Below are 21,059 nucleotides of genomic sequence, written 5' to 3'. Positions count from 1 at the left end.
AAACGCCCGGTTACATTCCGAACCCGGAAGCTAAGCCTTACAGCGCCGATGGTACTGCAGGGGGGACCCTGTGGGAGAGTAGGACGCCGCCGAACTTTTTTTAGAGCTCTGGCTCTTGGGCACTCAGCCCGAGGGCCAGAGCTTTTTTGCGTTGAGGTAAGGTCAGGGAGCATCGTTGGTACGTTTCCCACAGGAGGCCCCCGGGTGGAGGTTCAGGAGACTCGCGTCCAGACGGACCGTGTGCTCACCATCCCGAACATCCTCAGCATGGCGCGCCTCGTCGGCGTGCCGCTCTTCCTGTGGCTGATTCTGCGGCCTGAGTTCGGTGGGCCCAAGAGTGACGGCTGGGCCCTCCTGGTACTGGCTCTGAGCGGCATCAGTGACTACCTGGACGGCAAGCTCGCGCGGCGCTGGAACCAGATCAGCAGCCTTGGCCGGCTCCTCGATCCCGCGGCCGACCGGCTCTACATTCTTTCGACTCTCGTCGGCCTCACCTGGCGCGAGATTCTGCCCCTCTGGTTGACGACTGTACTTCTGGCGCGGGAGCTGGTTCTCCTGGTGATGGTGGGTATCCTCCGCCGGCACGGCTATCCGCCGCCCCAGGTGAACTTCCTGGGCAAGGCCGCCACCTTCAACTTGATGTATGCCTTCCCGCTGCTCCTGCTCAGTGACGGAAGTGGTTGGATCTCGTCACTGGCTGCTATTTTCGGATGGGCGTTCGCCGGATGGGGTACAACGCTGTACTGGTGGGCAGGAGTCCTCTACGTGGTCCAAGTCCGCCGCCTGGTCCGTGCGGACGCCATGCCCGATTGAACTCGCGGATTGCTCCCACAGAAGCGGTGCGATGGCCCGTGGTGGAAAAGTGCGGGACAATCCTTGCGGGGGAAGTCGGCTAGACCGTCGTCTCTTCGAGGAGGACGCTTCCGACATGAAGGCCGTCGTGATGGCCGGAGGCGAAGGCACGCGCCTTCGCCCCATGACCTCAAGCATGCCCAAGCCGCTCCTGCCCGTGGCCAACCGCCCGATCATGGAGCATGTGCTGCGGCTGCTCAAAAGGCATGGGCTCAATGAAACAGTCGTAACTGTCCAGTTCCTGGCCTCGCTCGTCAAGAACTACTTCGGTGACGGCGAAGAGCTCGGTATGGAGCTCACCTATGCCAATGAGGAGAAGCCACTCGGTACCGCCGGAAGCGTCAAGAACGCCGAAGAGGCGTTGAAGGACGATGCCTTCCTTGTCATCTCGGGCGATGCGCTGACGGATTTCGATCTCACCGATCTCATCAATTTCCACAAGGAGAAGGGCGCGCTGGTCACGGTCTGTCTGACGCGTGTGCCCAATCCGCTGGAATTCGGTATCACCATCGTCGACGAGGAAGGCAAGGTGGAGCGCTTCCTCGAGAAGCCCACCTGGGGCCAGGTCTTCTCCGACACCGTGAACACCGGCATCTATGTGATGGAGCCCGAGGTCTTCGACTACGTCGAGCCCGATGTGCCCGTCGACTGGTCCGGCGATGTCTTCCCGCAGTTGATGAAGGAAGGCAAGCCCATCTACGGCTACGTCGCCGAGGGGTACTGGGAGGACGTCGGCACGCACGAGAGCTACGTGAAGGCCCAGGCCGACGTCCTGGAGGGCAAGGTCGACGTCGACGTCGACGGGTTCGAGATCTCGCCAGGGGTGTGGGTCGCCGAAGGCGCCGAGGTCCATCCCGACGCCGTGCTCCGCGGGCCGCTTTACATCGGGGACTACGCCAAGGTCGAAGCAGGCGCCGAAATCCGTGAGCACACCGTCGTGGGCTCCAACGTGGTCGTCAAGAGCGGTGCTTTTCTGCACAAGGCCGTCGTTCACGACAACGTCTACGTGGGGCCCCACAGCAATCTGCGCGGCTGCGTGGTCGGAAAGAACACCGACATCATGCGCGCGGCGCGGATCGAGGACGGCGCCGTCATCGGTGATGAGTGCCTGATCGGTGAAGAATCGATCGTGCAGGGCAATGTGAGGGTCTATCCGTTCAAGACCATCGAAGCCGGTGCCTTCGTCAACACCTCCGTCATCTGGGAATCCAGGGGACAGGCGCACCTCTTCGGCGCCCGGGGTGTGTCCGGAATCCTGAACGTGGAGATCACGCCGGAGCTGGCGGTACGGCTTGCCGGCGCCTATGCGACGACCCTGAAGAAGGGCTCGACCGTCACCACGGCCCGCGACCACTCGCGTGGTGCTCGCGCGCTGAAGCGAGCGGTGATCTCCGCGCTGCAGGCCAGCGCCATCGACGTACGGGACCTGGAGAACGTGCCGCTGCCCGTGGCCCGTCAGCAGACGGCGCGTGGCAGTGCGGGCGGGATCATGATCCGCACGACACCCGGGGTGCAGGATTCCGTCGACATCATGTTCTTCGACGGGCAGGGCGCCGACCTGTCGCAGGGCAGCCAGCGGAAGCTGGACCGGGTGTTCGCGCGGCAGGAGTACCGGCGTGCGTTCCCCGGGGAGATCGGTGACCTGTACTTCCCGGCGAGTGTCTTCGACTCGTACACCGGGTCGCTGCTGCGGAACGTCGACACCACCGGGATCGCGGACTCCGGCCTGAAGGTGGTCGTGGACGCCTCCAACGGTAGTGCGGGACTCGTCCTGCCGAGTCTGCTGGGGAAGCTCGGCGTCGACTCGCTGACGATCAATCCCGGTCTCGACGAGTCCAGGCCGACGGAGACGGCCGACATTCGGCGGTCGGGGATGGTGCGTCTCGGGGAGATCGTGGCGTCCTCGGGGGCCGCGTTCGGGGTGCGGTTCGATCCCGTCGGTGAGCGGCTGTCCCTCGTCGACGAGAAGGGCCGCATCATCGAGGACGACCGGTCGCTGCTCGTGATGCTGGACCTCATCGCCGCCGAGCGGCGCAGCGGCCGGGTCGCGCTTCCGGTGACCACGACCAGGATCGCCGAGCAGGTGGCGGCGTACCACGGGACACAGGTCGAGTGGACGACCACGTCTCCCGACGACCTCACGCGCGTGGGTGGTGAGGAGGGGACGATCTTCGGCGGCGACGGCAAGGGCGGGTTCATCGTCCCCGAGTTCAGCAGCGTGTACGACGCCACCGCGGCTTTCGTACGGCTCATCGGGCTCGTGGCGCGGACGCAGCTCACGCTCAGCCAGATCGACGCGAGGATCCCGCGTGCGCACGTCCTGAAGCGGGATCTGGCGACTCCGTGGGCCGTCAAGGGGCTTGTGATGCGGCGGGTCGTCGAGGCGGCCGGAGACCGGTTCGTGGACACCACGGACGGTGTGCGGGTGGTGGAGACGGACGGTCGTTGGGTGATGGTGTTGCCCGACCCGGCCGAGGCCGTGACCCACCTGTGGGCCGAGGGGCCGGACGATGCCTCCGCGCAGGCCCTGCTCGACGAGTGGTCGGCGGTCGTGGACAGCGCCGGCCGGTAAGCGGGCTGCACGCGTGCGTGCCGGACAAGTGTCCCCAACGGGGCCTGTCCGGCTCGCCGCGGGGCCGTTTCGGAGGTAGTGGCCGCGACGTGCGACGATGTGCGGCATGCCGCAGCAACCCCCCATTCGGAGCACACCGACGCGGCCCCGGCGCCCGGACGCGTCCATGTCGTTGATCACCAACGTCATGGACCACAGCCTTGACGACGGATACGCCGAGGCCGCCGCGCGGAAGACGGCCGCGGGCGACGGTGGCATGCCGAGGACGCTCAGGGCGAAGCTGGGACTCGCTGCCGGCCTGGTGCTCGCGGCCCTCGTCGTGACCGTGGGGGCGGCCCAGGCGCGCGTCGCCGCTCCGGTCGTCGCCAAGGAACGGGAGGAGCTGGTCGACCGGATCGACCGGGAGACCGAGGCGGCGGACAAGCTGGAGGGCTCTGTCGACCGGCTGCGTGAGGACGTGAGCGCGCGCCAGCGGGAGGCGCTGAAGCACAGCGGTGGCAGTGCCGAGTCCGAGATCGTGGGCATAATGTCGGGCGCCACAGCGGTGCACGGACCTGGTGTGAAGCTCGTGGTCAACGACGCCAAGGAGGCCGGCTCGGGCGGTGGCGCGGACCCGCGCGAGACCACCGGGTTCTCGGACACGGGCCGTGTGCGCGACCGGGACATGCAGCGCGTGGTCAATGGTCTGTGGGAGTCGGGCGCCGAGGCGATCTCGATCAACGGGCAGCGGCTGACGGCCCTGTCCGCGATCAGGGCCGCGGGGGACGCGATACTGGTCGACAACAAGCCGCTGGTGCCGCCGTACACGGTGCTCGCGGTGGGGGATGGGCAGCGGCTGAGCACTCGGTTCCAGAACAGCGCGGACGGGCTGTATCTGAACGCGCTCCAGGAGAGTTACGGCGTCAGGACAGGCATCTCCGCGGAGGACGACCTCCGGCTGCCCGCCGCGCCGAGTGTGATCGTACGTACAGCACAGCCGAGCACTGAGAAGAGCGAGAAGGGCACATCGTGATCGCCGTACTGGGCCTCGTCGTGGGAGTCGTGGCCGGCCTGTTGGTCCGGCCTGAGGTTCCGGCGGTGGTCGAGCCTTATCTGCCGATCGCTGTCGTGGCGGCGCTCGACGCCGTCTTCGGCGGTCTGCGGGCCATGCTCGACGGCATCTTCGACGACAAGGTCTTCGTGGTGTCGTTCCTGTCGAACGTGGTGGTGGCCGCGTTGATCGTGTTCCTGGGGGACAAGCTGGGCGTGGGTGCCCAGCTGTCCACCGGTGTGGTGGTCGTCCTCGGTATCCGGATCTTCTCCAACGCCGCGGCGATCCGTCGGCACGTGTTCCGGGCGTGAAGCCGATGAGCGAGCATGACGACAAGCGCCCCGAGGAGAACGGCGGCACGCGGGCGGACCAGCGCGGCGGGAACGGCGCGTCCCGGAACCGGCTGCGCAAGGAGCTGCCCCGGGAGGTGTCCGCGCCTTCGCCGGGCGCTCAGGAGGCCCCAGAACCAGAACCGCAACCGGAACCGGAACCGGACGGGGAGTCCGAACCTCAGGCGGCTCCCGCGCCCGGGCCCGGTGCCGGGGCCGAGCCGCGGCTGACCGGTCGGCAGCGGCTGCTGCAGGGGCTGTGGCCGCCGCGGGTCTCACGGGCCCAACTCATCGTCGCGCTGCTGCTGTTCGGCCTCGGTTTCGGGCTGGCCGTGCAGGTGGCCTCGCACAGCGACAGTGACAGCGCGCTGCGCGGTGCGCGTCAGGAAGATCTTGTCCGCATTCTCGATGAACTGGACGACCGTACGCAGCGTCTTGAGGACGAGAAGCAGGGCCTGGAGAAGCAGCGCGACGAGCTGGAGAACAGCTCGGACCAGGCCGAGGAAGCCCGGAGGCAGACCGTCGAGAAGGAGAGGCAACTCGGCATCCTGGCCGGCACGGTGGCCGCGCAGGGGCCCGGCATCACGATGACCATCGAGGACACCAAGAGGACGGTCGAGGCGGACATGCTGCTCGACGCGGTCCAGGAGCTGCGCGCGGCCGGTGCCGAGGCGATCCAGGTGAACGGCGTGCGGGTTGTCGCGGGCACGTATCTGACCGATTCCGGCAAGGGCGTGAGCGTCGACGGGAACAAGATCAACGCGCCCTATCGTTTCAAGGTCATCGGCAAGCCGCAGGATCTCGAGCCGGCGCTCAACATCCCCGGAGGCGTGGTGCAGACTCTCGAGAAGGAACACGCCACGGTCACCATCGAGCGGTCGACCAAGATCGTCGTGGACGCCTTGCGGGCGGCGAAGCGGCCTGACTACGCTCGGTCGTCCTCCCAGTGAACCGGGGGTGCATGGGCGAGGTCGGGCGAGGGCATGAGGTTGCGGGGGGTCGGCGCACCGAATGGGTGGTGCGTGGTGGAAACTGTCTGGTGCAGACGGACGTTGTCAGGATGTCCGGGTCGGCCAGAGTGTTCAGTCAGGGTTCGTCCTGCCCCACGGGCGGGTCTGTTTCGGTCAAGGGGAATCGCCCGTGAAGTTGTTTGCGAAGTTGTTCGGCAAGAGCGCGCGAGAGAGCAGCGACAACGCGACCGCTCGCCATCGCGCACAGCCTGACGCGGAGGGCCAGCGGCCGCTGTTCCGGGACCAGGTCGGTGGCCCGGGTGGTGACGTTTCCGGAGGTCAGGGCGCGCCGTCGGTTGACCCTGCGCAGCCCGGCGGCATAGGTTTCGGGCAACCGTCAACCTCAGGTGCGGGTGGAGAGATTTCCGGCCCGTATGCGTCCAATGCCCCCGGTGGGCAGCCGCGGCAGGAGGATCCGATGTCGGCCCTGGTGTGTACGAGGTGCGGTAACCGCAACGCGGAGAACAGCCGCTTCTGCTCCAACTGCGGCGCGCCGCTGCGGGCGGGTGCGGCGGCGGAGCGTCCGTCCGAGACGACCTCCACGATCTCCATCTCCGGTCTCGAGGCCTACGACAGCGAGACCACCGGCCAGACGCCGATGCCGACCCTGTCCCCCGAGGCGCAGGCGGCGGTCGACGCGCTGCCACTGGGTTCCGCGCTCCTGGTCGTGCGCCGCGGGCCGAACTCGGGCAGCCGTTTCCTGCTGGACGGCGATCTGACCACGGCCGGGCGTCATCCGCAGAGCGACATCTTCCTGGACGACGTGACGGTCTCCCGGCGCCATGTGGAGTTCCGCCGGGGGCAGGACGGCTCGTTCACGGTGGCCGACGTGGGCAGCCTGAACGGCACGTACGTGAACCGCGAGCGGATCGACCAGGTCGCCCTGAACAACGGCGACGAGGTGCAGATCGGCAAGTACCGGCTGGTCTTCTACGCCAGCCAGCGGGGCTACTGACCGGTCCGTCCGGGGAACCCCTGCGAAGGTCCGTCCGTCAGGGAAGGTCCATGCTTCAAACACCGAGCGGCGGTGCCGGGCACGGCGCCGCCGCCACGGACAGGCTGATGAGCATCGGCACGGTGCTGAACGTGCTGCGCGACGAGTTCCCCGAGGTCACCATCTCCAAGATCCGTTTCCTGGAGGCGGAGGGGCTCATCGAGCCCCAGCGGACCCCGTCGGGGTATCGCAAGTTCAGCGCCCATGACGTCGAGCGCCTCGGCCATGTGCTGAGGATGCAGCGGGACCACTATCTGCCCCTGAAGGTGATCCGCGAGCATCTGGACGCCATGGAGCGCGGTGAGGCCGTCCAGCTGCCGGCGCTGGGCCGTCAGCGTGACGGCGAGAGCGTGCCCGAGTCCCCCGAGGTGCCCACGGCGGCCAGGATCGGGCGTGAGGAGCTGCTGGCCGCCGCCGGCGTCGGCGAGGAGGAGCTCGGGGAGTGGGAGTCCTACGGGCTCGTCACGCCTCTGGAGGACGGGGTGTACGACGCGGAGGCGGCCACGGTGGCCTCGCTGATCGCCGAGCTGGGGCGGTTCGGGATCGAGCCGCGGCACCTGCGGGTGATGAAGGCCGCCGCCGACCGCGAGGCCGGGCTCGTGGACCAGGTGGTGGCCCCGCTGAAGCGGCACCGGAATCCGCAGACCAGGGCTCATGCGGAGGCCCGTGCCAAGGAGCTGGCGGGGCTCACGGTGAAGCTGCACGCCGCTCTGGTGCAGACGGCGCTGGGTGTGCGGCTGCCCTGAGGCGGCCGGTCGTGGGCGACCGGAACAGGCGCCCGTTCCCGGCCCGACTACCCAAACATCCCGAGCACGGCCTAGGGTTGCTGTGTGAACGAGCTCGATGTCGTAGGTGTCCGGGTGGAAATGCCCTCCAACCAACCGATCGTGCTGCTGCGTGAAGTGGGAGGCGACCGTTACCTCCCTATCTGGATCGGACCGGGGGAGGCGACGGCGATCGCCTTCGCCCAGCAGGGCATGGCTCCGGCACGACCGCTGACCCACGACCTGTTCAAGGACGTGCTGGAGGCCGTCGGCCAGGAGCTGACGGAAGTGCGCATCACGGACCTGCGTGAGGGCGTCTTCTACGCGGAGCTGGTCTTCGCCAGCGGCGTCGAGGTGAGCGCCCGCCCGTCCGACGCCATAGCGCTGGCCCTGCGCACCGGAACGCCGATCTACGGCAGTGACACGGTGCTCGACGACGCCGGTATCGCGATCCCGGACGAGCAGGAGGACGAGGTGGAGAAGTTCCGCGAGTTCCTCGACCAGATCTCCCCGGAGGACTTCGGCAGCAGCAGCCAGTGAGCTCCGGATTCCGGTAAGAGCCGATGGCGGGGAGTATCAGAGGGCAGTGAGGCATGTGTGGGGCGGCTCGGCGGGCGGTGTGGTCCGCGGCAGGGTCGCCCGCCGTATGTGTGACGGGTGAAATGCCCGCATGTGCCGGAGGCGGGGGAGAGCGTCACGCGGCCCGCGCCGAGGGCATTCGGCTAGCCTTTCCCCGCGGTGGGGCACGGGAAACCACTCTTAGGGTGATTATCACTCGGCGTGGCGAGTGTGGCGATCGTTGACGCACCCCGGGTGACTGCCTACCGTCGAGAAGGCAGGTCAAGGACGGAGGTCGGCGTGAGAAGCAGCGGCGACGGTACGGCTGGGGGTGGCCCCGAGCGCAGTCTCAGGGCGAGCGGTCCGTACCCTCCCCCGGGCTCACGGCTCCGCCCGAGCGGGGCGTGTCCCCAGCCCGGTGGCGTGGCCGATCACGTTCCGCAGCGACCGACGGCTGTGCCGAGCAGCGGAGGGACGACGTCCATGGCGTCCGAGCAGATCGGCTATCGCGGCCCCACGGCCTGCGCGGCCGCCGGTATCACCTACCGGCAGCTGGACTACTGGGCCCGCACCGGCCTCGTCGAGCCGAGTGTGCGCCCCGCCTACGGGTCGGGGACGCAGCGGCTGTACAGCTTCCGGGACGTCGTCGTCCTGAAGATCGTCAAGCGGTTCCTCGACACCGGGGTGTCGCTCCAGAACATCCGCACGGCCGTGCAGCACCTCAGAGAACGCGGTTTCCGCGATCTGGAGCGGATGACGCTGATGAGTGACGGGGCGACGGTCTACGAATGCACCTCGCCCGACGAGGTCCACGCGCTGCTCCAAGGGGGCCAGGGCGTCTTCGGGATCGCCGTGGGCGTGGTGTGGCGGGATGTCGAGAGCGCGCTGTCCCAGCTGCACGGGGAGCGGATCGACACCGGCGAGACCCTGGTCGGGCCCAACCCGGCGGACGAGCTGGCGCGGCGTCGGAACCGGGCCGTCTGAGCCGTACGGCGCTGCGGTGCTCCCAGATCATTCCAGGCGGGACGTTTCCGCGCCGGGCGGCAAGCGGTTTCTGCCGGGGGTGTCAGGGCGGTTGTCCGAGGCGTTGTCAGTGGCGTAGGGCAGCATCGGAGATGTGAGAACCGCGCCCACGATCCTGCATCTCGACATGGATGCCTTCTTCGCCTCGGTGGAGCAGGCGTCCAAGCCGAGTCTGCGCGGGAAGGCCGTCGTCGTGGGCGGGCTCGGACCGCGGGGCGTCGTGGCCACGGCGTCGTACGAGGCCAGGGTCTTCGGTGTGCATTCGGCGATGCCGATGGGGCAGGCCCGGCGGCTCGCGCCCAACGCCGCGTACCTTGTGCCGCGCTTCGGGTTCTACAAGGCGATCAGCGAGCGGGTGATGGAGCTGCTGCGGGCCTTGTCGCCGCTGGTGGAGCCGCTGAGCCTGGACGAGGCGTTCGTCGACCTGGAGGCCGGGGGAGCGGCCTGGGACGAACAGTCGGCGCGGCTGGTCGGGGCGCGGCTGCGCGCGGACATACGGGCCGTCACCGGGCTCACGGGGTCGGTCGGACTCGCCGCCTCCAAGATGCTCGCGAAGATCGCCTCGGAGCAGGCCAAGCCGGACGGGCTGGTGGTGATCGAGCCGGGGACCGAGCGGGCGATGCTCGGACCGATGTCGGTGCGGACACTGCCGGGGGTCGGGCCGGCGACGGGCGACCACCTGCGGCGGGCCGGGATCACCACGATCGAGGAGATCGTCGAGGCAGGCGAGGACGAGCTGGTCCGGCTGCTGGGAAAGTCGCACGGGCACGGGCTCTACGCCATGGCGCTGGCCCGGGACGACCGGCCTGTCGTGGCGGAGCGGGAGACGAAGTCGGTGTCGGTCGAGGACACCTATGACGTGGACATCCATGACCGGGTGCGGGTCGGTCTGGAGGTGCAGCGGCTGGCCGACCGGTGCGTGCGGCGGCTGCGCGGGGCCGGGCTGTCGGGGCGGACCATCGTGCTGAAGGTGCGGCGGTACGACTTCTCGACGCTCACCCGGTCCGAGACGCTGCGCGGACCGACGGACGATCCCGGGGTGATCCGCGAGGCGGCGGCCCGGCTGCTCGACTCGGTCGACACCACGGGCGGTGTGCGGCTGCTCGGAGTGGGCGTCAGCGGGCTCGCCGACTACACGCAGGAGGATCTCTTCGCGCAGGCGGCGGGGGAGCGGACGGAGGCGGAGGGGCCCCTTGAGGAGGACGCCGTGACGCCGGCCGAGGAGCGGCCGGCGCTCGCCGAGCGGCGGTGGCCCGCCGGGCACGACGTACGGCACGCCGTGTTCGGGCACGGCTGGGTGCAGGGCAGCGGTCTGGGGCGGGTGACCGTGCGGTTCGAGACGCCCGGCTCGGAGCCCGGGCGGGTGCGGACGTTCCGGGGCGACGATCCGGACCTGGAGCCGGCGGATCCGCTGCCGCTGGTGTTATCGAGTTCAGAGGGGAGTCACGGTGGGCCGGAGGGCGGGGCCGGGGCCGTGGGGCTGCGATCCGCTGCTCCCTAGACGGCCGGTGGGGGCTTCACGCGGTCTCGTCCGTGCCCGCCAGCTTGCCGAAGTGGTGGTCGGGGAGCGGGGGAGGTGCGGCGACGTCGAGGCCGTAGTGGTGGTAGAGCTGCAGTTCCTGTTCGGGGGAGAGATGGCGGCCCACGCCGAAGTCGGGGGCGTCCTTGATCAGGGCGCGGTCGAAGGGCACGTGGAGGGCCCCGTTGATCAGTTCGCTGGGTTCGAGGGGGACGAAAGCGTCCCTGCTGAACAGGCCGGTCCGTATGGCGGCCCACTCCGGCTCGCCGGTGGCGTCGTCGAGGTAGACCTCGTCGATCGTGCCGATCCTGGTTCCGTTGCGGTCGAACGCCTTGCGGCCGATCAGGTGGCGTGGATCGATATCGGTTCGCACGGGTCCTCCACGTGGTCGCAACTCATCCGTAAGCACCACAAAACGGCACAATCGGAGAGGCGGCCACTCGAAGGTTCGTGCGTGGACCGCGCTGGTACGCTGGCAGCGGCTGCTGACCCCGTGCGGGAGAGTCCTCCAGACACCATCGGAGGCGCCGAAGGAGCAAATCCTCCCCGGAATCTCTCAGGCCCACGTACCGCACGGACGAGGCCACTCTGGAAAGCAGGGCGGGTGTCGACGGCTTCCGCTCTCACCGACGGTGAAAACCGGAGGCCTTCGGGCGATCCGGTGAAGCTCTCAGGTTGAGATGACAGAGGGGGAGGCCGTCCGGGTACCCGTGCCGTGGTGCCCCTCGAAGGTCGTGTCAGACCAGGAGGCCTCCGCAAATGACCGCCCATCGCATCCCGCTCTCCGCACTCGAAGAGGCAGTGCCCTTCGAGCAGCGCCACATCGGCCCCGACCACGAGGCCCGCGCCAAGATGCTCGCGCAGGTCGGCTACGGCTCGCTGGACGAGCTCACGGCCGCCGCGGTCCCGGCCGTGATCAAGAGCGCAGAGGCGCTGGACCTGCCGGGCGCCCGCAGCGAGGCCGAGGTGATCGCCGAGCTGCGCTCCCTCGCCGACCGCAACCAGGTCCTCGACTCCATGATCGGGCTCGGCTACTACGGCACCTTCACGCCGCCCGTGATCATGCGCAACGTCATGGAGAACCCGGCCTGGTACACGGCCTACACGCCGTACCAGCCGGAGATCTCGCAGGGGCGGCTCGAGGCGCTGCTCAACTTCCAGACCATGGTCGCCGACCTCACCGGACTGCCCACCTCCGGTGCCTCCCTGCTCGACGAGGGCACCGCGGCCGCCGAGGCCATGGCGCTGTCGCGGCGCCTCGGCAAGAACAAGAGGGGCCTGTTCCTGGTCGACGCGGACGCGCTGCCGCAGACCATCGCCGTGATCCGGACCCGGGCCGAGCCGGCCGGCGTCGAGGTCGTCGTCGCCGACCTCGGCGAGGGCATCCCCGCCGAGATCGCCGAGCGCGAGATCAACGGCGTGCTGATCCAGTACCCGGGCGCCTCCGGAGCCGTACGCGACATCAAGCCGGTCATCGACCAGGCCCACGAACTCGGCGCGCTCGTCACCGTCGCCGCCGATCTGCTCGCGCTGACGCTGCTGAAGTCGCCCGGTGAGCTCGGCGCGGACATCGCCGTCGGCACCACGCAGCGCTTCGGTGTGCCGATGGGCTTCGGCGGTCCGCACGCCGGTTACATGGCGGTCAAGGACAAGATGGCGCGCAGCCTGCCCGGGCGGCTCGTCGGCGTGTCCGTCGACGCCGACGGGAACAAGGCCTACCGGCTGGCGCTCCAGACGCGTGAGCAGCACATCCGCCGCGAGAAGGCCACCAGCAACATCTGCACCGCCCAGGTGCTGCTCGCCGTCATGGCCGGCATGTACGCCGTCTACCACGGGCCGGAGGGCCTCAAGGGCATCGCGCGGCGCACCCACCGGTACGCCACCGTGCTCGCCGCCGGGCTCGCCAACGGCGGGGTCGAGGTCGTGCACGGGTCCTACTTCGACACGCTGACCGTGCGTGTCGAGGGCCGGGCCGCCGGCGTCGTGGCCGCCGCGCGGGAGAACGGGGTCAACCTCCGTCTCGTCGACGCCGACCACGTCTCGATCGCCTGCGACGAGACCACCACGCGCAACCAGCTGCGTGCCGTATGGGCCGCCTTCGGTGTCGACGGTGTCATCGAGGTGCTGGACGCGGCCACGGAGGACGGGCTTGCGGACGCTCTGCTGCGGACCGACGAGTACCTGACGCACCCCGTCTTCCACCAGCACCGCTCCGAAACCGCCATGCTGCGCTACCTGCGCCGGCTGGCCGACCGGGACTACGCGCTCGACCGGGGCATGATCCCGCTGGGTTCCTGCACCATGAAGCTCAACGCGACCACGGAGATGGAGCCGGTCACCTGGCCCGAGTTCGGGCAGCTGCACCCCTTCGCGCCCGCCGAGCAGGCCGGGGGGTACCTCACCCTCATCCGTGAGCTGGAGGACCGCCTCGCCGAGGTCACCGGGTACGACAAGGTGTCCCTCCAGCCGAACGCCGGGTCGCAGGGCGAGCTGGCCGGCCTGCTCGCCGTACGCGGGTACCACCGCGCCAACGGGGACGAGCAGCGCACGGTGTGCCTGATCCCGTCGTCCGCGCACGGGACCAACGCCGCGAGCGCGGTGATGGCGGGCATGAAGGTCGTCGTCGTCAAGACCGCCGACGACGGCGAGATCGACGTCGAGGACCTGCGGGCCAGGATCGAGCAGCACCGCGACGAGCTGGCGGTGCTGATGATCACGTACCCGTCCACGCACGGAGTGTTCGAGGAGCACGTCTCCGAGATCTGCGCCCAGGTGCACGAGGCGGGCGGGCAGGTCTACGTCGACGGGGCCAACCTCAACGCGCTCGTGGGGCTCGCCAAGCCGGGGCACTTCGGCGGTGACGTCTCGCACCTGAACCTGCACAAGACCTTCTGCATCCCGCACGGCGGCGGCGGTCCCGGCGTCGGTCCCGTGGCGGTGCGGGAACACCTCGCGCCGTACCTGCCGAACCACCCGCTCCAGCCCGAGGCGGGCCCGGAGACGGGGGTCGGCCCCATCTCCGCGGCGCCGTGGGGTTCCGCCGGCATCCTGCCGATCTCCTGGGCGTACGTCCGGCTCATGGGCGGCGAGGGGCTGAAGCGGGCCACGCAGGTGGCGGTGCTCAGCGCCAACTACATCGCCAAGCGCCTGGAGCCGCACTACCCGGTGCTCTACACCGGCCCCGGCGGGCTCGTCGCGCACGAGTGCATCATCGACCTGCGGCCGCTGACCAAGTCGACCGGGGTGAGCGTCGACGACGTCGCCAAGCGGCTGATCGACTACGGCTTCCACGCGCCGACGATGTCGTTCCCGGTGGCCGGGACGCTGATGATCGAGCCGACCGAGTCGGAGGACCTGACCGAGCTGGACCGGTTCTGCGAGGCGATGATCGCCATCCGTGCGGAGATCGAGAAGGTCGGCTCCGGCGCGTGGCCCGCGGACGACAACCCGCTGCGGGGCGCCCCGCACACCGCCGGGACGCTCGCCGGGGAGTGGGAGCACGCCTACAGCCGTGAGGAGGCCGTCTTCCCGGCCGGGGTCTCGGTCGCCGACAAGTACTGGCCGCCGGTGCGCCGCATCGACCAGGCCTTCGGCGACCGGAACCTGGTCTGCTCCTGCCCGCCGCTGGACGCGTACGAGGACTGACCGGCGGGCCGGTCGTGTGAGGGGCTCCGTGGTGCGGGGCCCCTCCCGTCATTCGGCGGCGAGGGACACCTCGGTCGACTTGATCAGGGCGATGACGGGGGTTCCGGCCGCCAGGGCGAGGTCGTCCGCGGCGTCCCTGGTGATCGCGGCGGTCAGTTCACCGCCCTCGACGGTGATCCGCACGGACGCCATCGCGTCGCCGGTGGCGACGTCCGTGACCGTGCCGGGGAGCCGGTTGCGGATGGACAGGCCCTCGACGGGGGCGGTGGCCAGCGAGACCTCCGTCGACTTCACCAGGGTTCTCTAGGGTTTTGATGGCTGTGGTGTGACATTGCGCCTGTTGCTGTCGTTTGAGTTATGACGACGGTTCTCGGGGGGTGTGGCTCTTGTAGTGGATCGTTGCGATCGACATACGGAGCATGGGAACAGATGTACGGAACATTCCTTGTCTTGATGCCCTCGGGTACTCGGTACTGGACCGTGGTGGACGACGAGCTGGAGGTCGTCCAAGAGGCGGACCGCTTCCTGAGGGAGCTGCGCCTGGCTCGGGGGCGGGCAGAGACAACGACGAAGGCGTACGCCGAGGGGGTGACCTTGTTCCTGCGCTGGTGCGCGGGCACAGGCCGGGACTGGTCGACAGCGGCCCGGGACATGGGGCTGTTCATGGTGTGGCTGCGGTGGGCGCCGGGCAACGGTGGCCACCGCCAGGGCGTGGTCCCGGGGCCGGGCGGCAAGCCGGTCCGAGGGGATGCGCGAATCAACAAGGTGCTGACCGCAGTACGGATGTTCCTGCTTCACGCGGTGGTCAACAAGGTCGCGCCAGCCTGGGTCCTTGAGCAGCTCTACGAGCTGGGGGATGACCGTGACCTGCCGGTGGAGGCACGGGGCGAGAGCGGTGGGATGCGGTATCGGCTGCGGGCCCGGCACCGACTGCAGGAGCCGGAGACGGAAGTGGACCGGGCCAGTGACGAGGAAGTCGTGGCGATGCTGCGGGCCTGTCGGTCAGCTCGGGACAGGTTGATCGTGCTGCTGCTGTCCCGGGTGGGGCTGCGTCCGGGCCAGGTCGCGGGGCTGCACCGCTGTGATGTCCACCTGCTGATGGATTCGCGCTCGCTGGGGTGCGATGTCGAGGAGGCCCATCTGCACGTGATCCGGCGGGAGAACGTGAATGGCGCCTGGTCGAAGTCGAGGAAGTCGTGGGTGATGCCGGTGGACTTCCTGGTGGTGCAGGCCGCCGACCAGTACGCGGTGGAGCGTTACGAGATCCTCGGGGAGGGAGAAAACAACTTCCTTCTGGTCAACCTCTTCCGCCCGCCATTTGGCTCGCCGGTGACCACCGGCGCGATCGGAGAGCTGTGCGAGTCGCTGTCGGGACGGGCGGGGCTGGGCCGCCAGGTTGGGCCGCGGATGTGTCGGCATGCGATGGCCAGCAACGTCGTGGATGCCGGCGGCACGCTGGATGAAGTCCAGGCCCTGCTGGGCCAGAAGAACCCGGCGTCACCCCGTCCCTACCTGCATCCGGACCGCTCACGCCTGCGCGCGGCCGTTGAGCGCGTGCCCTCGCCCCGCCTGACTAAGGAGGAGGGCCGGTGAACCTGGCACTCGCAACGCCCCAGCACGGGGCGGGAGGAGACACAGTCACCGCTGGGCTCATGGGCGCCGTCCAACCGGAGTTTCTGCAGCTGCTCAGCTGGGATCCTCACGTCCGGGTTGTGCTGCTGCCTCGCTCGCACCCGCAATTCAGCGGCGAGGACTGCCTGGTGGCTGGCTGCGACAAGATGTCGTACTTCGCCCACCAGAAGGGAATGTGCACCGGTTGCACCGAGCGGTGGAAGAAGAGCGACCTGCCCTTCGACGAGTTCGTCACCATCAGGCGATCGGGCCGGATGGTCGGCTTCTCCCCTTGCCAGGTCGCGCACTGCGAGCGGCCGGGCAGACGCGCGACACTGCTGTGCTCGTCGCATGACTACCAGAGGCGCAAGGTCTACGGGCTCACGCTGGAGGACTTCCTCGCTCACCCCGAAGTACAGCCGCTGCCCGCTCTGGGGCCTTGCCAGGTCGCTGCCTGTGACCGGCAAGGCGAGACCGGGAGCGGGTACTGCCTGCCTCACGCCGACCAATGCCGTGACCTCCGCCAAGCAGGCGCCTTGGGGGACGAGGATCTTTGGCGGCTGACCACCCCGGCCATCGCAGAGTCCCGCAAGGCCAGTCTGCGCGGGCTGCCCGACCAGGTGGTCGCCGAGATCCTCTACGGCCTCCAGGAACGGATCGCCCAGGGGCTCCTGCACAAGGACTACCTGCTGCGCAATTTGTCGAACAACGCCCGTGTCCAGCAAATCACTTCACTCGATGAGCTCGACCTGGACGTCCTCACCCGCACCGACAGGACCCAGGCCAGGGGCTTCCTCAAGCACATCCGCCGTTTCGGCCTGAGCCCGGAGACCGAACGCCACAAGGACGTCTGGGACGCGAGCGTCTTCGGCCTCGGCGGCACCTTCTCCTTCACCGGGATCACGCAGCCCTGGCTGAGGGAAGGAGCCAAGGCCTGGGCCCTCGACGACATTCCCCGACGCCGCGGAAAGAGTGCCAAAACCACCGTCCAACGCACCCTGAAGTCGCTGAGCCGCTTCTCCACGAGCCTGCACCTGAGCCGGGACGACCACGGCGTGGACCTGCCTGTGCTCGGCCGCGTCGACATCACTGCCTTCCTGGGCCGACTGGGCTTCCTCCACGAACGCGGCGACATCTCCGGCTGCACGCAGTACATGACCGTCCGCGACACCCGACGCGTGCTGACCCGGCTGAGGACCCTGGGCCTGACCAAGCCCGGCCAGCCCCTGCACGGCCTGGCGGACGACTTCGCCCTCCGCCAGGAGGACATCCCCGACGACCCCGAGGACTCCGAAGCTGGCCGCGACCTGCCCGCGGAAGTCATGCGGCAGCTGTGCGCCAACCTCGACTCCCTTGAGACCATCAGTTCCACAGGCGTCCGTACGGCCATCGAGCTGATCATCGACACCGGCAGGCGTCCCAACGAGATCTGCAAACTGCCATGGCACTGCCTTGACCGCGAAAGCGACGGCAGCCCCGTCCTTGTCTACGACAACACCAAGAACCTTCGGCACGCTCGCCGACTACCGATCCCCGGCGCGACCGCCGCGCTCATCGTCAAGCAGCAAGAGCGCGCCCGAGCGCGCTTCCCCGACACCCCGGCTGACAAGCTCAAGCTCTTTCCCGCCACCCTGGCCAACCCCCACGGCACGAAGGCGACAACCTACGAGTTGGTGTCGGCAAGGCACCGAGCCTGGGTGAAAGGCCTGCCCGACTTCCTGGTCCCCACCGTGATTGTCGAAGACGGCAACCGGGTCACCACGATGCTGCCCTTCGACAGGAACAAGATCTACCCCTACGCCTACCGACACACCTACGCACAACGGCATGCCGACGCCGGCGTCCCCCAGGACGTTCTGCAGTCGTTGATGGATCACCGCGAAGCCAGCACCACGCAGCGGTACTACCGCGTCGGCGAGAAACGCCGGCGCGAAGCGGTCGAGCGGGTCACCACCATGCAGTTCGACCGGCACGGCACACGCGTCTGGCGTCAGGCCAAAACCCTGCTCGACTCCGAACACGCCCGCCGCGCCATCGGTTCCGTCCAAGTCCCCTACGGCACCTGCACCGAACCATCCAACGTTGCGGCCGGCGGCCACGACTGCCCCGTGCGCTTCCGCTGCGTGGGCTGCGGACACTTCCGCACCGACGTCTCCTACCTCCCCGACCTTGAGGCATACCTGGCCGACCTGCTGCGCAACCGTGAACGTCTGGCCGCCTTCGCCAACGCCGACCCCTGGGCCAAGGCCGAGGCCACACCATCGGACGACGAGATTGCCCGTGTCCGCCGCCTGGTTCAGCGGGTGCGCCAGGACCTCGACGACCTCACCGACGAGGACCGGGCCCAGATTCGCGAGGCAGTTGCGCTGGTCCGCCGCAGCCGCGGCGTCTCCCTGGGCATGCCGCGCGTCCGCCAGCCCCTGCCCGACCTTCGCCCGGAGAGAACCGTATGACAAGCATGACCGACGGGCGGCGGGCCGACTCGGCCCGTCGCCGCGAACGCGTTCTCAAAGCCCTCGATGTCCTGCTGCGAAGCGACCAGGACATCACAGTCTCCGGACTGGCCCGCGCCGCACGAGTGGACCGCACCTATCTCTACCGGCACCCCGACCTCCTCGAACGCGTCCACGCCGCCGCCGCGGCCCCACCGGAAGAGGGCCGGATCGCGGCCGTCAGCCGGGCCTCGCTGCGGGCAGACCTGACCAACGCGCTGGAGCGGAACAGACGGCTGACAGTCCGCGTCCGGCAGTTGGAGAAGCGTCTGTCCGAGAGCCTCGGTGAATTCGCATGGAAGGAATCTGGCCTTGGCGCGTCCGCCGACATCGACCAGCTTCAACGCCGCATCACGTTGCTCGAACAAGACCTGGCTGACATAAGGGGCCAGCTCGAAGAGCGGACCGAGGAACTTGATGCCTCGCGGGCGGCTAACCGAGAACTGACCCGGGCACTGAACCAGACCCGCTGACGCATCTGCGGCAGAGTGGTGACGGGCCGTTGTCGGCGTACACCTGAATTCCGTACGCCGGCAACTGGCTTCGCGAACGGGCTGAGCGCTGGCCCCGCAGCACTAATCCGCACCTGATCGTCACGCAGGTCACCGCCGTCGACCCCAACGGCCCTCCGGTGTCCAAGGACGGGCTGCGGTTGATCTTCAACAAGTTCGGGATCCAGCCCCGGACGCTCCGCATCGACCGGCTGCTCGATGAGGCACACGAAACTGCCGACCCCGTGCACTTGATGCGCGTCTTCGGATTCTCCGACACGACCGCATTGAAGTACGTCAGAACAGTCCACCCCCACCGATTCGGGTCAGAGCCAACCGTGGTTCTGGATCACTTTCATTCTGTGTCAAGTTCAGGTGTGTTGCCTTGGATAGCGCTACGAGATGTTGCTCTGAGCGCGAGTCATCCTGGCGGCCAATCTGCTCTCCGACGTGACCGCAAACATCACCGGCGTCGACTACGTCATCGACGACGGCGCAGTCAAGGCGCTCTGCCCTCGAAGCGGGTCCGGCGAACACAGGAGGAGGCTGCTGACCGCACGCACCCGTGCGGGAGCCGAGCACCGTCACAGCTCCGGATGACGCTTCCACCAGTCCGTCGCCCTCTCATAGCGCGCCGCGACCGACACCATCCGCGCGTCGGCGTAGAGCGGCGCGACGATCTGGAGCCCGACGGGCAGCCCTTCGGCGGTGAATCCGCAGGGCAGCGACATGGCGGGCAGTCCGGCATGACTCGGTGACTCGGTCATGCGGTGAAGATTGATCCCTGGGTGAGGGACGTCGTGCCCGTCCACCCGGGCGGGGCCCCCTGTGTCTCCGACGTGGGGGAAGGCGGGGACCGGAGTCGTGGGGCAGACCAACACGTCGGCATGCTCGAAGACACCGGCATAGGCCTCATAGATGCGGGTCTTGGTCTCCCGCAGCGCGGAACTGACCCGGGCGGCTGGGAGGGACCTGGCGCGGGCGACGATGTCCTCGATCAGCGGCCAGATTTCCAGGCCCTGCGCACGCATCTCGTCGGCGACCATGACGTACTCGGGACCCCAGTAGTCGACGAAGTACTCGAGAGGGTCGGGCAGCTCGATCGCCGTTTCCTCCACCACCGCACCGGCGGCCCGCAGGTCGTCCAGCGCGGCGGTGAAGACCTTGCGGGTCTCCGGGTCGACGGGCCCCAGTCCGAAGTCGACACTCGCCGCCACCCGGACACCGGTCAGGTCACCGTCCGCCCTCGCCGCCTCGGCGTAACACTCACCGGTGGCCGGGAGGGCGAACCGGTCGCGCGGATGCGGACCCACGGTGGCGTCGAGCATGAGGGCTGCGTCCACCACCCGGCGGGTGAGTGGCCCCTCGGTCGTGTCGGGGTCGGTGTTGCCCGCGTGCGGAATGCGGCCGACGGACGGCTTGATGCCCACTGCTCCGCACAGCGAGGCCGGGACGCGGATGGACCCACCGCCGTCGGAGCCCCAGGCCAGGGGGCCGATTCCGGCCACTGTGGCGGCCGCGGCCCCGCCGCTGGACCCGCCGGCCGCGCGAGTGGGGTCCCACGGAGTGCCGGTCGTGCCGGTGAGCTTGCTTTCCGTGACGCCCAGCAGTCCGAACTCGGGCGTGGTCGTCTTCCCCAGCAGGATGGTCCCGGCCGCCTTGAGCCGGGCCCAGGCCGGCGCGTCCTCCGACGGCACGTGATCGCGGTAGGCCACGCACCCGTAGGTGGTGCGCACCCCGGCGGTGTCGGTCAGGTCCTTGACGGTGATCGGTACCCCGTACAGCGGTGGCAGGTCGTCGCGCGCCGCGAAGCGTCTCTCGGCCTCGCGGGCCTGCTCACGGGCGGTGTCCGCGGTGACCGTGACCATCGTGTTCAGGACACCGTCCACCTGCTCGATGCGTGCCAACGCTGCATCCACCGCCTCGACCGGTGAGACGTCCTGGCTGCGATAGAGGCGGCCGAGCTCATCGGCGCCGAGCCACAGAATGCGGTCGTCCACCATCATGCGCCTCCTGAAGACATTGTGAAACGGTTGCTATATGAACGCCCGGCCGGGTCGATGTCAAGAGCCCGTCCCTGGCGAAAGTTACGAGCGGGAAAACCCGGAGATTGCGCATTGCCTGTTGTACATCACTCGCTATACATTCGCCGTCAACTGGCTCGAAAGC

General features: G+C 68.7%; 16 protein-coding genes, 1 rRNA gene, 1 pseudogene and 1 riboswitch. Of the genes and pseudogenes, 15 read left to right on the top strand and 3 right to left on the bottom strand.

The features are described 5' to 3' along the window. From rrf to ACFZDA_RS20530, 11 genes are all read left to right on the top strand, one after another. Positions 1 to 95 (top strand): 5S ribosomal RNA (gene rrf, locus ACFZDA_RS20580); the annotation flags it as partial. 109 nt (positions 96 to 204) lie between these two features. Then, positions 205 to 813 carry a CDP-alcohol phosphatidyltransferase family protein gene (locus ACFZDA_RS20575; RefSeq protein ID WP_391083220.1) on the top strand — a complete coding sequence of 203 codons (609 nt, stop codon included), beginning with the start codon at positions 205 to 207 and terminating at the stop codon, positions 811 to 813. A 115-nt stretch (positions 814 to 928) separates the two neighbouring features. After that, entirely contained in the window at positions 929 to 3,424 is a 2,496-nt protein-coding gene (locus ACFZDA_RS20570; RefSeq protein WP_391083217.1) for a sugar phosphate nucleotidyltransferase, read from the top strand. Between the two features lie 97 nt (positions 3,425 to 3,521). After that, positions 3,522 to 4,436, top strand: coding sequence for a DUF881 domain-containing protein (locus tag ACFZDA_RS20565; RefSeq protein WP_391083214.1), 915 nt, complete (start codon positions 3,522 to 3,524; stop codon positions 4,434 to 4,436). Beyond that, complete coding sequence (locus ACFZDA_RS20560; protein ID WP_003988855.1) at positions 4,433 to 4,765, top strand: small basic family protein; 333 nt, start codon at positions 4,433 to 4,435, stop codon at positions 4,763 to 4,765. The genes ACFZDA_RS20565 and ACFZDA_RS20560 overlap by 4 nt, the downstream gene beginning before the upstream one ends. A 5-nt stretch (positions 4,766 to 4,770) precedes the next feature. Beyond that, positions 4,771 to 5,733 (top strand): DUF881 domain-containing protein, encoded by a 963-nt coding sequence (locus tag ACFZDA_RS20555; protein ID WP_391083210.1) that lies wholly within the window; start codon positions 4,771 to 4,773, stop codon positions 5,731 to 5,733. A 61-nt stretch (positions 5,734 to 5,794) separates the two neighbouring features. After that, the gene (locus ACFZDA_RS20550; protein ID WP_391083207.1) at positions 5,795 to 6,748 is read left to right on the top strand and encodes an FHA domain-containing protein; all 954 of its coding nucleotides are present in this window, start codon (positions 5,795 to 5,797) and stop codon (positions 6,746 to 6,748) included. 50 nt (positions 6,749 to 6,798) lie between these two features. After that, positions 6,799 to 7,533, top strand: coding sequence for a MerR family transcriptional regulator (locus ACFZDA_RS20545; RefSeq protein WP_391083204.1), 735 nt, complete (start codon positions 6,799 to 6,801; stop codon positions 7,531 to 7,533). 84 nt (positions 7,534 to 7,617) lie between these two features. Further along, positions 7,618 to 8,091, top strand: coding sequence for a bifunctional nuclease family protein (locus tag ACFZDA_RS20540; protein WP_003988851.1), 474 nt, complete (start codon positions 7,618 to 7,620; stop codon positions 8,089 to 8,091). Positions 8,092 to 8,409: 318 nt separating this feature from the next. Next, entirely contained in the window at positions 8,410 to 9,093 is a 684-nt protein-coding gene (locus ACFZDA_RS20535) for a MerR family transcriptional regulator (RefSeq protein ID WP_391083201.1), read from the top strand. Positions 9,094 to 9,226: 133 nt separating this feature from the next. Beyond that, positions 9,227 to 10,633 carry a DNA polymerase IV gene (locus ACFZDA_RS20530; protein ID WP_391083197.1) on the top strand — a complete coding sequence of 469 codons (1,407 nt, stop codon included), beginning with the start codon at positions 9,227 to 9,229 and terminating at the stop codon, positions 10,631 to 10,633. A 16-nt stretch (positions 10,634 to 10,649) separates the two neighbouring features. Here ACFZDA_RS20530 and ACFZDA_RS20525 read toward each other — a convergent pair whose 3' ends face one another. Further along, entirely contained in the window at positions 10,650 to 11,024 is a 375-nt protein-coding gene (locus ACFZDA_RS20525) for a PRC-barrel domain-containing protein (protein ID WP_391083194.1), read from the bottom strand. 113 nt (positions 11,025 to 11,137) lie between these two features. Further along, positions 11,138 to 11,233, top strand: a riboswitch (glycine riboswitch). Between the two features lie 177 nt (positions 11,234 to 11,410). Between ACFZDA_RS20525 and gcvP the strand changes: the two genes are divergently transcribed. Continuing rightward, the gene (gene gcvP, locus ACFZDA_RS20520; RefSeq protein WP_391083191.1) at positions 11,411 to 14,296 is read left to right on the top strand and encodes an aminomethyl-transferring glycine dehydrogenase; all 2,886 of its coding nucleotides are present in this window, start codon (positions 11,411 to 11,413) and stop codon (positions 14,294 to 14,296) included. 48 nt (positions 14,297 to 14,344) lie between these two features. Here gcvP and ACFZDA_RS20515 read toward each other — a convergent pair. Further along, positions 14,345 to 14,599 (bottom strand): annotated as a pseudogene (locus ACFZDA_RS20515) (TOBE domain-containing protein); the annotation flags it as partial. Between the two features lie 180 nt (positions 14,600 to 14,779). On the opposite strand from ACFZDA_RS20515, the gene ACFZDA_RS20510 reads away from it, so the two are divergent. The 3 genes from ACFZDA_RS20510 to ACFZDA_RS20500 are packed head-to-tail and all read left to right on the top strand — an operon-like array spanning position 14,780 to position 18,872. After that, the gene (locus ACFZDA_RS20510; protein ID WP_391083188.1) at positions 14,780 to 15,889 is read left to right on the top strand and encodes a tyrosine-type recombinase/integrase; all 1,110 of its coding nucleotides are present in this window, start codon (positions 14,780 to 14,782) and stop codon (positions 15,887 to 15,889) included. Beyond that, positions 15,886 to 18,360, top strand: a complete 2,475-nt coding sequence (locus tag ACFZDA_RS20505) for a tyrosine-type recombinase/integrase (protein ID WP_391083185.1) — start codon at positions 15,886 to 15,888, stop codon at positions 18,358 to 18,360. The genes ACFZDA_RS20510 and ACFZDA_RS20505 overlap by 4 nt, the downstream gene beginning before the upstream one ends. Next, positions 18,357 to 18,872 carry a DUF6262 family protein gene (locus ACFZDA_RS20500; protein ID WP_391083182.1) on the top strand — a complete coding sequence of 172 codons (516 nt, stop codon included), beginning with the start codon at positions 18,357 to 18,359 and terminating at the stop codon, positions 18,870 to 18,872. Before ACFZDA_RS20505 ends, ACFZDA_RS20500 begins: the two co-directional genes overlap by 4 nt. Before the next feature lie 602 nt (positions 18,873 to 19,474). On the opposite strand, the gene ACFZDA_RS20495 is transcribed toward ACFZDA_RS20500, so the two are convergent. After that, positions 19,475 to 20,896 (bottom strand): amidase family protein, encoded by a 1,422-nt coding sequence (locus tag ACFZDA_RS20495; RefSeq protein ID WP_391083179.1) that lies wholly within the window; start codon positions 20,894 to 20,896, stop codon positions 19,475 to 19,477. Between the last annotated feature and the right edge of the window lie 163 nt (positions 20,897 to 21,059).

It is taken from the genome of Streptomyces sp. NPDC007991 (genome assembly GCF_042958445.1).
Lineage (GTDB): Bacteria > Actinomycetota > Actinomycetes > Streptomycetales > Streptomycetaceae > Streptomyces.
The sequence above is the reverse complement of the archived record's forward strand: the minus strand, read 5'-3'. Positions and strand labels throughout refer to the sequence as shown.